The sequence below is a fragment of the Cellulosimicrobium sp. Marseille-Q8652 genome, assembly GCF_965112045.1.
Window position 1 is genome coordinate 704,054 of sequence record NZ_CBCOPS010000001.1, and the last position, 13,326, is coordinate 717,379.

General features: G+C 73.7%; 14 protein-coding genes. 2 read left to right on the top strand and 12 right to left on the bottom strand.

The annotated features are described in order from the left end of the window. Positions 1–43 precede the first annotated feature (43 nt). Positions 44–283, bottom strand: a complete 240-nt coding sequence (locus ACWPWV_RS03010) for a hypothetical protein (protein WP_454041477.1) — start codon at positions 281–283, stop codon at positions 44–46. 107 nt (positions 284–390) lie between these two features. Beyond that, entirely contained in the window at positions 391–753 is a 363-nt protein-coding gene (locus ACWPWV_RS03015) for an L-rhamnose mutarotase (protein ID WP_251152347.1), read from the bottom strand. Between the two features lie 62 nt (positions 754–815). On the opposite strand from ACWPWV_RS03015, the gene ACWPWV_RS03020 reads away from it, so the two are divergent. Then, positions 816–1,841, top strand: a complete 1,026-nt coding sequence (locus ACWPWV_RS03020; protein ID WP_454041478.1) for a LacI family DNA-binding transcriptional regulator — start codon at positions 816–818, stop codon at positions 1,839–1,841. 25 nt (positions 1,842–1,866) lie between these two features. Here ACWPWV_RS03020 and ACWPWV_RS03025 read toward each other — a convergent pair whose 3' ends face one another. The 10 genes from ACWPWV_RS03025 to ACWPWV_RS03070 all read right to left on the bottom strand — a co-directional run bounded on the left by ACWPWV_RS03025 (position 1,867) and on the right by ACWPWV_RS03070 (position 12,108). After that, positions 1,867–2,286, bottom strand: a complete 420-nt coding sequence (locus tag ACWPWV_RS03025) for a TIGR03618 family F420-dependent PPOX class oxidoreductase (RefSeq protein ID WP_251152349.1) — start codon at positions 2,284–2,286, stop codon at positions 1,867–1,869. A gap of 103 nt (positions 2,287–2,389) precedes the next feature. Then, positions 2,390–3,508, bottom strand: a complete 1,119-nt coding sequence (locus ACWPWV_RS03030; protein ID WP_454042801.1) for a mannonate dehydratase — start codon at positions 3,506–3,508, stop codon at positions 2,390–2,392. 2 nt (positions 3,509–3,510) lie between these two features. After that, complete coding sequence (locus tag ACWPWV_RS03035; protein WP_454041479.1) at positions 3,511–5,067, bottom strand: mannitol dehydrogenase family protein; 1,557 nt, start codon at positions 5,065–5,067, stop codon at positions 3,511–3,513. Next, entirely contained in the window at positions 5,064–6,134 is a 1,071-nt protein-coding gene (locus tag ACWPWV_RS03040; protein ID WP_454041480.1) for a LacI family DNA-binding transcriptional regulator, read from the bottom strand. The genes ACWPWV_RS03035 and ACWPWV_RS03040 overlap by 4 nt, the downstream gene beginning before the upstream one ends. A gap of 140 nt (positions 6,135–6,274) precedes the next feature. Beyond that, positions 6,275–7,321, bottom strand: coding sequence for a Gfo/Idh/MocA family protein (locus ACWPWV_RS03045; protein WP_454041481.1), 1,047 nt, complete (start codon positions 7,319–7,321; stop codon positions 6,275–6,277). A gap of 76 nt (positions 7,322–7,397) precedes the next feature. After that, a complete protein-coding gene (locus tag ACWPWV_RS03050) occupies positions 7,398–8,216 on the bottom strand; it encodes an ABC transporter ATP-binding protein (RefSeq protein WP_454041482.1) in 819 nt (272 codons plus the stop codon). Continuing rightward, complete coding sequence (locus ACWPWV_RS03055; RefSeq protein ID WP_454041483.1) at positions 8,213–9,196, bottom strand: ABC transporter substrate-binding protein; 984 nt, start codon at positions 9,194–9,196, stop codon at positions 8,213–8,215. Before ACWPWV_RS03055 ends, ACWPWV_RS03050 begins: the two co-directional genes overlap by 4 nt. Before the next feature lie 122 nt (positions 9,197–9,318). Further along, a complete protein-coding gene (locus tag ACWPWV_RS03060) occupies positions 9,319–10,203 on the bottom strand; it encodes an ABC transporter permease (RefSeq protein WP_454041484.1) in 885 nt (294 codons plus the stop codon). 62 nt (positions 10,204–10,265) lie between these two features. Beyond that, positions 10,266–11,093: a sugar phosphate isomerase/epimerase family protein gene (locus ACWPWV_RS03065; protein WP_454041485.1), complete on the bottom strand. Its 828-nt coding sequence runs from the start codon at positions 11,091–11,093 to the stop codon at positions 10,266–10,268. A 292-nt stretch (positions 11,094–11,385) separates the two neighbouring features. Beyond that, on the bottom strand, positions 11,386–12,108 hold the full coding sequence (locus ACWPWV_RS03070; RefSeq protein WP_454041486.1) for a hypothetical protein: 723 nt from the start codon (positions 12,106–12,108) through the stop codon (positions 11,386–11,388). A gap of 131 nt (positions 12,109–12,239) precedes the next feature. Here ACWPWV_RS03070 and ACWPWV_RS03075 point away from each other — a divergent pair, with 131 nt between their 5' ends. Next, positions 12,240–13,244, top strand: coding sequence for a LacI family DNA-binding transcriptional regulator (locus ACWPWV_RS03075; RefSeq protein WP_454041487.1), 1,005 nt, complete (start codon positions 12,240–12,242; stop codon positions 13,242–13,244). The last annotated feature ends 82 nt before the right edge of the window (positions 13,245–13,326 follow it).

Below are 13,326 nucleotides of genomic sequence, written 5' to 3' on the forward strand. Positions count from 1 at the left end.
GGCGAGCTGACGGCGAGCGAGCCCAGCCGTACTTTCCATGCGCTTACCGTGGCCCGGCATTGGGAGACACGTCCAGGGCGTAGTAGTTGTGGAGGACCACGGCGGCAGCGTCCTCGAGCTCGCGTTCCCGGGCGCTGAACGCGGCAGTGCGCCGGGCGACCGCACGGCGTGCCTTCTCGACGTCCTCGGCCGCGGCGACTCGCTGCCAGGTGGCCTTGGTCTCGTCGTCCTCGTAGTCGGTGACCTTGGACTCGGCGATACGCAGGACGCCCTCGGCGTCCACGAGGGCGTCGCGTGCGTCGTCGAGCTGGGTCGTCGCGCGCGTGTGCGCCGCCAGCGCGTTCTAGGGCCGGGGCCGACACCGTGGCAAGGTGGCCGGAGCCCTGGCGGTCAGCCGGTCGGCAGGCCGGCGCGCTCGAGCTGGGCCTCGAGGTGGAAGACCTCGTCGAGCACGACGAAGCCCTCGTCGGGGCTGCCGTCGGCGACGAAGAAGTCACCCATCGCCGCCTGCCAGCGCGCGTTGACCGCCGTGCGGGACATCGCGGCCTGGGCCGCGGCGTAGTCGTCGGTCTCGAGGAACCCGACGAGGAGCCCGTCGGGACGCAGGAACAGGTGGTAGTCGCGCCACCCGGAGTCACGCAGGGCCTCGAGCATCTCCGGCCACACGGCCCCGTGGACGGACCGGTACTCGTCGAGCCGTTCCGGGCGGACCTGGGAGGTGAAGCAGACGCGCGTCGCGCGAGATGCGGTCATCGGTACCCTTTCGTGTGCGTGAATCGCTTCATCATGGTGCCTGACCGACGAGAGAAGATCTCATGACCACCGAGCCCCAGCGCCGTCGCGCGTCGGTGAGCGACGTCGCGCGGCGGGCCCAGGTCTCGGTCGGCACCGTGTCGAACGTGCTCAACCGGCCCGACCGCGTCTCCCCCGCGACGCGCGAGCGCGTCCTCGCCGCGATCGACGACCTCTCGTTCGTGCCCAACGGGTCGGCACGCCAGCTCCGTGCGGGGACGATCACCACGGTCGGCGCGATCGTCCTCGACATCGCCAACCCGTTCTTCACCGACGTCGCGCGCGGCATCGAGGACCGCCTCGCGCGCGACGACTACACGCTCATGGTCGCGAGCTCCGAGGAGGACCCGGAGCGCGAGTCGCGCTACCTGCGCCTCTTCGAGGAGCACGGCGTCCGCGGCGTCATGGTCGTCCCGGCGACGGACCGGGTCGACCACCTGCTGGCTCTGCGCGAGCGCGGCGTCGGGGTCGTGCTCCTGGACCGCCCGGCACCGACGCCCGACCTGTCCTCGGTCGCCGTCGACGACGTGCGCGGCGGCGAGCTCGCCGCGCAGCACCTCCTCGACGAGGGTCACACCCGGGTCGCGTTCCTCAACGGGCCCCACTCGATCCGCCAGTGCGCGGACCGCCTGCGCGGCGTCGAGCACGCGCTCGCGGCCGCGGGCCTCGACCCGGCGGAGCACCTCACGGAGATCACCCTCCCGTCGCTCAACGCCGACGGCGGCGAGGCCGCGACGCGCGCCCTGCTCGCGCGCGACGACCGTCCCACCGCCCTGTTCTGCGTCAACGACCTCGCCGCGCTCGGCGCGCTGCGCACGCTGCGCCGCGAGGGGGTCGACGTGCCGGGCGAGGTCGCCGTCGTCGGGTACGACGACGTCGCGTTCGCCGCGGAGCTCGCGACCCCGCTCACGTCGGTGCGCCAACCGACCCACCTGCTCGGCGAGCGCGCCGCCGACCTGCTCCTGCGCGGGCGGGAAGCCCCCGCCGAGCAGGTGGTCTTCCAGCCGGAGCTCGTGGTCCGCGCGTCGAGCGCGGGCGACCGCGCCTGAGGCCCGGTCCGGGGCCCGCCGCCCGTCAGTCGCTCGCGGCGTCGCCGCGGGCGGCGCCCCAGCCGTACCAGCGCTCGACCTCGATCCACGCGGAGACGCGCGGGTTCTCGCGGTTCGCGTACTCGTGACCGGTGTAGTGCGTCGAGATCCGGTCGATGTCGGCGAGGCCCTCGTCGTCGCGCAGCTCGACGACCCGGCCGAGGAGCGTCACGTGGGTGTACCAGTTCTCGTCGAGCACCGTGATCGACACGCGCGGGTCACGACGCAGGTGCTGGAGCCGCACGCGGCTCTCGTCGAGGTTGACGAGCACCCGGCCGTCGTCCTCGAGGACGTACCAGGTCGCGGCGGTGACCGGTGCGCCGTCGGACCGCGTGGTCGCCATCACGGCGGCGTTCGGTCGGCGCAGCAGGTCGACGAGCGAGGACGGCAGCGGGGGTCGGGGCACGACGGCTCCTCAGGTCGGCGGCTTCAGGAGTCTCGACCGTACGGCACGCCGCCCGCGCAGTCACGGGACGGCGCCCGCTCCGGCCGCAGGACGACGCCCGGCCTCACGGCGTGCGGTAGCGGAAGGCGTCCCACGCGCCGAGGAGGTACTGGATCCCCAGCGCGCGGTCGTAGAGGCCGTACCCGGGCCGCGGCTTGTTGGTCGTGTTCTCGTCCCACAGGTGGCGCCCGTGGTCGGGGCGCACGTAACCCTGGTAGTCCGCCTCCGCGTAGGCCCTCATGATGCCCGTCGTGTCGACGCTCCCCTCGCACGCCCGGTGCGCCACCTCGGTGAAGTCGCCGTTCCCCAGGTGCTTGATGTTGCGCACGTGGGTGAAGTGGATGCGGTCCATGAACGTGCGCACGGCGTCGACGGCGTCCGCGTCCGGGTCCGCCGAGAAGCTGCCCAGGCACAAGGTCAGGCCGTGATAGGGGCTGGGGTGGAGGCCGAGCACGGTGGCGAGGTCGTCCTTCGACGAGACCACGCGCGGCCAGCCGAACACGTCGAACGGCGGGTCGTCGGGGTGCACGCCGAGCTTGACGTCCACCTCCTCGCACACGGGGACGACCGCGTCGAGGAAGTACCGGTAGTGCGCATACATGTCCTCGTGCGTCACGCCCTCGTACGCGGCGTTCAGCTCGCCGAAGCTCGCGAGCCGTTCCGGCTCCCAGCCCGGCAGCGTGAGCCCGTGGGTGTTCGCCTCCATGTCCGCGATCAGCCGCTCCGGGGACATCGCGTCCACGACGGCGCGCTCGAAGAACAGCGCGGTCGAGCCGTCGGGCAGCGGATGCCACAGGTCCGTGCGCAGCCAGTCGAAGACCGGCATGAAGTTGTAGCAGACGACCTTCACCCCGGCCCGGCCCAGGCGACGGATCGTCGTGCGGTAGTTCTCGATCGCCTCGTCGCGGCCCATGCCCAGCACGGTCCGACCGAGCTTGATCGACTCGTGGACGTTGACGGACTCGACCACCTCGGCGTCGAACGTCCGCGTGATCCCCCGGGCGCGGGCCTCGCCCGATAGCCCGACGATCTTCGCGACCTCGGCGTCGATCTCCGCCTGCTCCCAGACCTCGCCGGCCTGCTTGTCGTGCAAGCTCCACACGATGGTCTCCACGCCCGGGATCTGCCGGACGTGGTCGAGGGTGACCGTGTCGTTGCCCTCGCCGTACCAGCGGAACCCCATCTTCACGACGCGACCCCACCGGCGGCCGACGCGTCGACGACCGCGTCGACGACCGCGTCGACGAGACGGTCCAGCAGGCCCGTGTCCGCGGCGTCCGGCAGCAGGCCGGGCAGGCGCACCAGCGCACGGGCCGCCGAGGCCTCGCCGTCGGCGGCCTCGACGACCGACCGCAGCTCCTCGGCGCGCGGGTCGTCGACCGCACGTCCGGCCCGCACCTCGGCGACGACGAACGCCGCCCACGCGGCGAGCGCGGCCACGACGCCCTGCGGGAGCTCGCCGGCGGCGAGGCGGTCGGCGAGCGTCCCGCCCCAGCGGAACGGGATCTTCTGCGTGCCGTCCATGGCGACCTGGCGGGTCGTGTGCCCGGTCGCGGGGTTCGCGAAGCGCTCGAGCAGCTCCTCGGAGTACGCGGAGAGGTCGACGCCGTCGGGCGCGTCGAGGGTCGCGATCGCGTCGGCCTGCAGCGCGCGCGCCTGCGCCGCGAGCGCCGGGTCCGCGACGGCCTCGGCGATCGTGGTGTACCCGGCGAGGGAGCCCGCGTACGCGAGGAGCGAGTGGGCGCCGTTGAGCAGGCGCAGCTTGGCGCGCTCGTACGGCGCGACGTCGTCGGTGAAGGTCGCGCCGCCCTGCTCCCACGCGGGCCGCGGACCGGCGAAGCGGTCCTCGATCACCCACTGGAGGAAGGGCTCGGCGACCACGAGGCCCTCGTCGCGGGCGCCGAGCAGCGTCTCGACCGCGTCGCGCTGGGAGTCCGTCGTCGCGGGCACGATCCGGTCGACCATGCTGCACGGGAACGTGACCGAGGCGGCGAGCCACGCCCGCAGGTCGTCGCCCTGGTCGCCGGGCAGGGCCGCGTCCACGGCCTCGACCACGAGCGCGCCCAGCACGCGGCCGTTGTCGGCGAGGTTGTCGCAGCTCAGCACCGTGAGCGGCGCGCCCCCGGCCCGACGGCGCGCGGCGAGCCCGCGCACGAGCAGCCCGACGGCGCTCGTGGCCGTCGCGACCTCGTCGCGGTACCCCGCGGGCTGCTCCTCGCGAGCGAGCGCGTCGAGGTCGCGGCGCACGGCCTCGACGTCGAGGCGGCCGTCGGCCCCGCGGCAGTAGCCCTTCTCCGTGACGGTGAGCGTCACGACGTGGGTCGTCGGTGTGGCGAGAGCGGCGAGGACGCGCGGTGTCTCCTCGGCCGGCCACGCGACGTCGGTCACGGACCCGACCACGCGCGGCGACGCACCGTCGGGACCGACGGTGAGCACCGTGTAGGCCCCGCCCTGCGGGCGCAGCTGGTCGCGGACCGAGGCCGAGCGCTGCGTGACGCCGAGGATCCCCCAGCGCGTGTCGCCCGTGGCGCGCGCCGCGTCCTCCGTGACGACGGCCTGGTGGGCGCGGTGGAACGCCCCGATGCCGAGGTGCACGATCCCGACCTGCGTCGGCCGGACCGGCGCCGGCAGGTCCGAGGGGACCGCGTCGCGGTGCAGGCGCGTGTCGTCGCGGTCGTCCGGCGCTGCGCCCGCGAGGGCGTCGGGGGCCGGCGGCGTCGGGGTGGCGGTCGGGGCGGTCACACGGCCTCCTGCGGTTCGGTGGGGCTCGGGCGCGCCCCGGGGGGCACGGTGGTCGGTGGGACGGTCGTGGAGTCACGCACGACGAGCTCGACGGGGAGCTCGTCCTCGGGCCCGGTCGGTGGCGCGACGGTCGTGCCGGTCGCCGGGACGCGTGCGGCGCGCCGCGCGTCGAGCAGGGCGACGAGCCGGTCGACGGCCCGGGCGCCGAGCAGCGAGAGGTCGGTCCGCACGGTCGTGAGGGGAGGCGTGGTGAGCGTCGCGACGAACGTGTCGTCGAACCCGATCACGCTGAGGTCGTCGGGGACGGACAGGCCGCGCTCCCGGAGCCGGGCCACGAGGCCGAGCGCGACGAGGTCGTTGTAGGCGAGCACCGCCGACGCGCCGGAGGCGACGACGAGGTCGGCCGCGGCCCGCCCGCCCTCGACACGCGGACGGAACGAGCCCACCGCGACCGTCTCGACGTCGGGGAAGCGCGCCTGCGCGAGCTCCAGCCCTGCCCGGCGGCGGCCGTCCGACCAGGACCGCTCGGGGCCGCCGACGTAGGCCACGCGCCGGTGCCCGAGCGCACGCAGGTGCTCGACGGCGAGCACGACCCCGTGCGCGTCGTCGGACGACACGGCGGGGATCCCGTCGATGCGGAGGTTCACCAGGACGACGGGTGTGTCCCGGGCGACCTCGAGGTCTGCCTCGACGGCCCGCGGGGAGCACAGGACCAGGCCGTCGGTCTGCGGGCGCAGGCCTTCGACGAGCTCGGTCTCGAGCCCCGGGTCCTCGCCGGCGTCGACCACGAACACCGCGTGCCCCGTCCGCCGGGCCCGCGCCTGCACCCCTTTGGTGACGGACGCGAAGTACGGGTTCTCGAGGTCCGGCACGACGAGGCCGAGCGCGCCGGTGCGACCGGCCCGCAGGCCGCTCGCGGCCCGGTTCGGCCGGTAGCCGAGCCGGGTGGCGACGGCGACGACCCGGTCCCGCGTCTCGGGAGCGACGCGCTCGGGCTCCGCGAGAGCGCGGGAGACCGTGGAGATCGACACGCCGCTCTCCCGGGCGACGTCGCGGACCGTGACCATGGTTCCCTCCTGACGTCCTCGACTCAACCGGCTGGTGCAAACGATTGTAGCGCCCGCTGGGCGCATGCGGGCGAGTCGCGACACGTTAGCGCTGCGAACGTTTTCACCGCGGCGAGATGCCTCGGAGAGACCGCCTCGCGTCAGGCCGCCGGTGCGCGCGGTGCCGCCAGGTCCGACGGCCTGACCGTCGACCCGGTCGCGGCCGCCTCGTCGATCGCGCACAGCAGCCGGACCGTCTCGACCGCCTCGTCGATCCCGACCGGGACGGGGGTCGAGGTCTCGAGCGCGGTGACGATGCGTGTCCACTGGGCCAGGTGGCCCGCGTGCCCGATCGCGAGCGGGTCCGCCGCCCCGCTCGCCGGGGCGCCCGTCGTCGGTGCCGGGACCCCCGGCACGTCCCACCGGCGCACCTCGCCCTGACCCAGCTCGACGGACCCGCGGGACCCGAACAGCGAGATCGTCGCCGGGAACCCCGGTGGTGCCGCCGTGGTCGTCGTGACGACGCCGAGCGCGCCGGAGGTGAACCGGACCGTCGCGACCGTCGTGTCCTCGGCCTCGATCGCGTGCGCGAGCGTGCCGGACTGGGCCGTCACCGACTCGACCGGCCCGCACAGCCAGCGCAGGAGGTCGACGTTGTGCACGCCCTGGTTCATCAACGACCCCCCGCCCTGTCCGGTCGTGGACCGCCACGACGCCGCACGGTAGTAGTCGTCGTCGCGGAACCAGTGGACATGGGTCGTCGCGAGCCGGAGCTCGCCCAGCGCCCCGTCGTCGACGGCCCTCTTGAGCGCCGCGTGCTCGGTCTCGAACCGACGCTGGGAGATCGTGGACACCGTCAGGCCGCGCTCGCGGGCGGTCGCGGCGACGCGCAGCGCGTCGTCGACGTCCAGCGCGAGCGGCTTCTCGACGACCACGTGCCGACCCGCACCGAGCGCCGCCCGTGCGAGGTCGGCGTGCGTCCCGCTCGGGGAGCAGATCGCCACCACGTCGACGTCGGGGTGCGTGATCACGGCCTCCGGCCCGAGGTGCTCCGCGGGCCAGAGGGCGAGCTCGTCGGCCGTGGCGGCGCGCGCGCCGCTGTACGCGACGAGCCGCACCTGGTCGTCCAGCGCGCGCAGGGCCCGGGCGTGCATCGTGCCGATGCCCCCCATCCCAACGATGCCGACGCCGATGCGCTTCGTGGTCATGGTGGGTCCTCCTGGGTTCTCGTGGTCTGCGTCGAGGGCCGCGGTCCCGGCCGTGCGGGCGAGCCGGCGGCGTCGGTCACTCGGCGACGTGGCTCGCGCCGAGCAGGTCCCGCAGACGCTCGGCAGCCGCCGTGAACCGCGGGTCGGCGAGCGTCGTCGCGTACTCGCGGTGGTCCGGCAGACCGGGTTCGAGCGTCTCGACGATGCGCCCCGGGCGCGGGCTCATCACGACGATCCTGCTGCCGAGGAACACCGCCTCCGGCACCGAGTGGGTGACGAGCACGACGGTCGTGCCGGTCTCGCGCCAGATCCGGTTCATCTCGATGTTCATCTGCTCGCGCGTCAGCGCGTCGAGCGCGCCGAACGGCTCGTCCATGAGCAGGACGCGCGGCTCGTGCAGGAGCGCCCGGCACAGGGCGACCCGTTGCTGCATGCCGCCCGACAGCTCGTGCGGGAGCGCCTTCTCGAAGCCCGAGAGCCCCGTGAGCTCGATGAGGTGGTCGGCGCGCGCCTCCGCACGACGACGGTCCATCCCCCGCATCTCGGCCTGGAGCAGGATGTTCTTCCGCACCCCGCGCCACTCGAGCAGCGCCGACCGCTGGAACGCGAACCCGATCTCGCGCTGGGGCCGGGTGACCCGCTCCCCGTAGAGGCGCACGTCGCCCTCCGAGACGAGGGTCAGCCCCGCGACGATCTTCAGCAGCGTCGACTTGCCGCAGCCCGACGGGCCCGCGATCGTCACGAACTCGCCGGGCATGACGGTCAGCGACACGTCGTCGAGGGCCACGGTCTCGGACCGCTTCGAGCGGAAGCGCATCGTGAGGTGCGAGACCTCGATGATCGGCTCCGCGTCGACCGACCGGGTCGTCGCGACGAGCCCGGCCGTCGCCGTCACAGGTCCTCCCCGAAGGTCTCGTCCCAGTAGTCGGCCGGCACGACCGTGCCCTCGAACTCCGTGTTCTCCGACAGGAACGTCAGCGTGTCCGTCCACTGCTGCTCGGTGTTGACACCGGGAGCAGGTGCGTCCTCGAGGTTCAGGAGGCCGATCGTCGCCTCGAGCTGGGCAGCGAGGACGCCCTCGTCCGGCGCCTGCTCCGCGCCCGCCGCCATCGCGGCGACCGCGGCCTCCGGGTCCTCCGACGCCGCGAGGAAGGACTTCGACGTCGCCCGCAGCATCGCCTGGACGAGCTCGGGGTCGCTCTCGACGGTCGCCTCGTTCACCACGAGCCCCGTGCCGAGCAGGTTCATGCCGAAGTCCGAGAAGGGCAGCGCGGAGACCTCGCGTCCCGTCTGGTTCTCGATCGTCGGAGCCTGGTCGTGGTAGAAGCCCTGGATGGCGTCGACCCGGCCCTCGATCAGCGCGGCGACCTTGCCCGCCGCGTCGACGTTGACCACGGTCACGTCGTCCGGGTCGACGCCGTTGATCTCCAGCCACGCCGGGAACGTGCCGTACATGGCGTCGCCCGGGGTCCCGCCGACCGTCTTCCCGACGAGGTCGGCCGGTTCGGTGATGCCCTGGTCGTCGAAGAACTCCACGGAGCTCGGACCGGTCTGGAGGAAGACGCCGACGCTGCGCACCGGCATGCCGGAGCTGATCCCGTTCGCGAGCGGCGGGGTGTCCGCCCACCCGAAGTCGGTGTTGCGCTGCGCGACCTGCTGGACCGTGTTCCCCGAGCCGTTGCCCGGCTGGATCGTCAGGTCGATGCCCTCCTCCTCGAAGATCCCCTGCTCGACCCCCAGGTAGAACGGCGCGTGCTCCCCGTAGGGCACCCAGTTGAGGGTGACCGTGACCTCCGTCAGCCCGCCGTCCCCCTCCCCGCCACCCGGTCCGGAGGGGTCGGACGACTGCCCGCAGGCCGACGTCCCTGCCACCACGACGCCGGCCACCGCCAGCGAAACTCCCAGCCTGCCACCACGCATGGAATGAGCCCTTCTTCTCGTGCCGTCCTCGCGGACGACGGAAACCGTGGGATCGTGCCTGTCAGGTCGGGGAGCGGTCACGCCGACGCGAGGGCGAGGTTGCCCCGTCGAGAGGCGTGCCAGGGGATGAGGATCCGCTCGAGCAGCTCGACCAGCAGGAACAGGACGACGCCGATCAAGGACATGAGGATGAGGTCGGCGAAGAGCAGCGGGGCGTCGAGGTTGCCGCTCGCGAGCAGGAGCACGTACCCGAGCCCGCGGTCCGCACCGACGAACTCACCGACCACCGCGCCCACGACCGCCAGCGTCACGGCCACCTTCAGGCCGGACATGAGCTGCGGGAGAGACCCCGGGAAGCGGATCTTGCGGAAGGTCTTCCACCGCGAGGCGCCCATGGTCGCCGACAGCTCCAGCAGCTCGGGGTCGACCGAGCGCAGGCCGGCGACGGCGGACACCACGACGGGGAAGAACGCGATGAGGACCGCGAGGACGATCTTCGGCGTCAGCCCGAACCCGAACCAGACCACGAGGATGGGTGCGATGGCGATCTTGGGGATGACCTGCGCGAAGAGGATCAGCGGGTACAGCGCCTTCTCCGCGGTCTTCGAGTAGACGAGGAGGACGGCCGTCGCGACGCCGATCACGGCCGCGAGCACGAAGCCGACGACGGTCTCCACGGTCGTCACCCAGGTGTGCTCGAGCAGCATCGCCCAGTCCGCGACCATGGTGTCCCACACCGCGCCGGGGGCCGGCACGAGGTACGCCGGGACGAGCTCGCGCCACGCGACGAACCACCACACGGCGAACAGGGCCAGGAGGACCAGCGCGGGCCGCCACGCCGCGGAGGCCACCGCGAGCACCCGGCCGCCGAACGACGTCGTGCCGCGGTCCTCGGTACGGGCGCGGCCCGTGGTCGACGGTGCCGCGGGTCGGGCGGGTCGTACGTCCTGGGCAGTCGTCATCGCGCTGTCCTCCATCGTGGTCGTCCTGGTGCTCGGGGGTCCGGCCGGGGTCGGCGCGTCCGTCATCGGAACGGCACCCCCTCGGCGGCGAGGATGCCGCTGAAGGCCTCCCAGGCCTCGGTGAACAGCTCCGGGCCGGAGAAGCCGCCGAGGCGGTGGGCGGTGCCCAGGTGCGGCTCGAGCGAGAAGAACCCGTCGAACCCGTCGTCGCGCAGCGCCCGGACGGTCTCGACGAGCTCGCCGTCGCCGTGACCCGCGGGCACCACCTCCCCCGTCCCGCTCCGCGCGTCCTTCACCTGCACGTACTCCAGGTGCGGGCGCAGCATCGCGTAGCCGTCGGTGTACGGGCGGACGCCGACCTGCACGAAGTTCGCCGAGTCCCACGCGAGCGCGAGGTGCGGCGACCCGACGGACTCCACGAGGTCCAGGCAGCGCTCCGGGACGTCCCCGTAGATGCCCTTCTCGTTCTCGTGGAGCAGCACGACGCCGGCTTCGCGCGCCACGTCCGCGAGCGCCGACATCCGCCGCAGCACGACGTCTCGCCACGCCCCGGGATCCGTCCCGGGCTGCACGAAGAAGGAGAAGACCCGGATGTACGGGGCCCGCAGCCGCTGCGCGACGCGCGCGGCGTGCCGCATCCGCACGAGGTGCGCGTCGAAGTCCTCGTCCACCGCGATCTTGCCGATCGGCGAGCCGATGCTCGACACCCGCAGGTCGTACCGGTCCAGCAGCCGCTCGGCCCGGTCCAGCTGCGCGTCGTCGAGGTCGAGGACGTTCGTGTCCCAGGCGCTGCGGAGCTCGACGAACCGCAGGCCGAGCTCGGTCGCCACCACGCACTGCGTCTGCAGGTCGGGCGAGATCTCGTCCGCGAAGCCCGAGAGCGTCCACACGGTCGTGCCCTCCCTTGGTCGTCGTCCGCCCCGAGGCCGACCCGTGCCGTCGTCGGCAGCCCCGGGAAGGGGTTCGGGTCGGGGTGTCGAGAGCTGCGCGCCGAGCTCGTTCTCGGTGCGTCTGCATGGACAGTAGGGGGCCGTTCCCGACCGGAACAACGAGTTGCCACTTGTTGCACCTGTCCGGGTCCGGCGGGCCCACGAGGTGCTGGCGCGCGCCCGGGGCAGGACCGCACCGGTTGCCACGGGTTGCCACCGGTCAGCCAGGTCCTGCGCCCCCCGGGACGCTCGGTCAGGCCTCGGGAGCGTCCGCGAGCGCGCCGAGGTCGAGCGCGACACGGCGGAACCCCGCCGAGCGGACGGCCCGCAGGACCTCGCCGCGCAGGGGCTCGGCAGCGACGGCGGCCACGTCGGCGTACGGCGCCTCGATCCGGGCGAGCTCGCCGTGGTGGCGGACACGGAGCTCTTCCAGACCCAGCCGGCGCAGCTCGCTCTCGGCGGCCTCGACCTGGACGGCGTCCTCGTCCGCTCGCGACCGGTCCGGCGGCGGCCCGGAGATGCCCGCCGCCACGAGGTCCAGCCCGGCGAGCGCGAGCGGCACGACGACGGGCGGCTCGCCGCCCCCGCGCGCGCCCTCGGGGACGACCGCGGCGGAGAGGCCGAGCGCGCCGACCACCTCGCCGGCCGCTCGCCCGCCCAGGTCGAAGGCCGGCGCACCCAGCCCGTTCGCGGCCTGCACGACGGCGCAGCGCCGGACGGGCGACGCGGCGGCCGGGGGGTCCACGAGGGCGACGACGCGGGAGCGGCCGAGAGCACGGACCGTCAGGCCGAGCAGGACCTGCGAGCTCTCGTCGCCGGAGAAGACGACACCCAGGGAGCCCCCGTCGCCCACCGCGACGATCCGGGCGGTGACCGCACGGACGAGCTCGTCGGCCGTCGTCGTACCGGGGGGCCCCGAGGCCCGTGGCCGACTCGCCGTCGGGACGGGCAGGGGCGCGTCTGCGCGCCTCGTCACGGGTGCCATTGGAGAGCGGCCGTCGGGGCGCGTCAAGCAGTTGCCATCACTTGCCTTGGGCCGCCCGGCCGGGCCGACGCGGCGCAACCGGTTGTTGTCCAGCGCTGTCAGCACCGTTACAGTCCGAGCGCATGACCCCAGCCGGCAATGGTGCCAGCCCGACGATCTACGACGTGGCCAAGGCGGCCGGCGTCGCGCCCTCGACCGTGTCGCGCGCGTTCTCGCGCCCCGGCCGTGTCAACGCGGAGACCGCGGAGCGCATCCGCCAGGTCGCGAGCGAGCTCGGCTACCGGACGAACCCGCTCGCTCGCGGCCTGCCGACGGGCCGGTCCTCGCTCCTCGGGATCGTCGTGGCGGACGTGACCAACCCGTTCTTCTTCGAGATCATCCGCGGAGCGGAGGCGACCGCACGCGACGCCGGGTACACGCTCCTCATGGTCGACGCCCACGAGTCCGACGAGGCCGAGCGCCAGGCGCTCGAGCGCACCCTGCCCCTCGTGGAGGGCATGATCCTGGCGACGTCACGACTGTCGGACTCCTCCATCCGGGTCGCCGCCAAGCAGCGGCCCACCGTCGTCATGAACCGCCTGATGACGGACGTCCCGAGCGTCCTGACGGACAACGCCCAGGGGATGCGCAGCGCCGTCGAGCACCTGGCGGGGCTCGGCCACACGAGCCTCGCCTACCTCGCCGGCCCGGAGGCGTCGTGGGCCGACGGCATGCGCTGGCGAGCCTTCCGCGAGGCGACGCGCGAGAGCGACCTGCAGGCACGCCGGCTCGGCCCCTACGCACCGACCCTCGCCGGCGGCCTCTCGGCAGCCAAGACGCTGGTCAGGCACTCGGCGACCGCCGCCGTCGCGTACAACGACCTCATCGCGATCGGCGCGATGCGCGGCATGGGGCGCCTCGGCGTCGTGGTCCCGCGCGACATGAGCATCGTCGGGTTCGACAACATCTTCGGCTCGGACTTCTGCTCCCCGCCGCTCACGACGGTCGCCGCGCCGTTGCGCCACTTCGGGTCGTACGCGGTCCAGCGGCTCCTGGCCCAGCTGCGCACGGTCCCGGCGCCCGCCGCCGGGCCGACCCTGCTGCCGGCCAAGCTCGTGGAACGTGGTTCGACCGGCCGTCGCACCTGAGGACCGTGGCGGGGCGGCTCCACCGCCCGACAGGTGCAACAAGTGGCAACTCGTTGCCCACGCCCGTCGTGCCCCCGGATAG

Coding starts and splice junctions, on each gene's coding strand:
- ACWPWV_RS03015 (WP_251152347.1), bottom strand. CDS start 753: ATGACCGCATCTCGCGCGACGCGCGTCTGCTTCACCTCCCAGGTCCGC.
- ACWPWV_RS03020 (WP_454041478.1), top strand. CDS start 816: ATGACCACCGAGCCCCAGCGCCGTCGCGCGTCGGTGAGCGACGTCGCG.
- ACWPWV_RS03030 (WP_454042801.1), bottom strand. CDS start 3,508: ATGGGGTTCCGCTGGTACGGCGAGGGCAACGACACGGTCACCCTCGAC.
- ACWPWV_RS03040 (WP_454041480.1), bottom strand. CDS start 6,134: ATGGTCACGGTCCGCGACGTCGCCCGGGAGAGCGGCGTGTCGATCTCC.
- ACWPWV_RS03045 (WP_454041481.1), bottom strand. CDS start 7,321: ATGACCACGAAGCGCATCGGCGTCGGCATCGTTGGGATGGGGGGCATC.
- ACWPWV_RS03060 (WP_454041484.1), bottom strand. CDS start 10,203: ATGACGACTGCCCAGGACGTACGACCCGCCCGACCCGCGGCACCGTCG.
- ACWPWV_RS03075 (WP_454041487.1), top strand. CDS start 12,240: ATGACCCCAGCCGGCAATGGTGCCAGCCCGACGATCTACGACGTGGCC.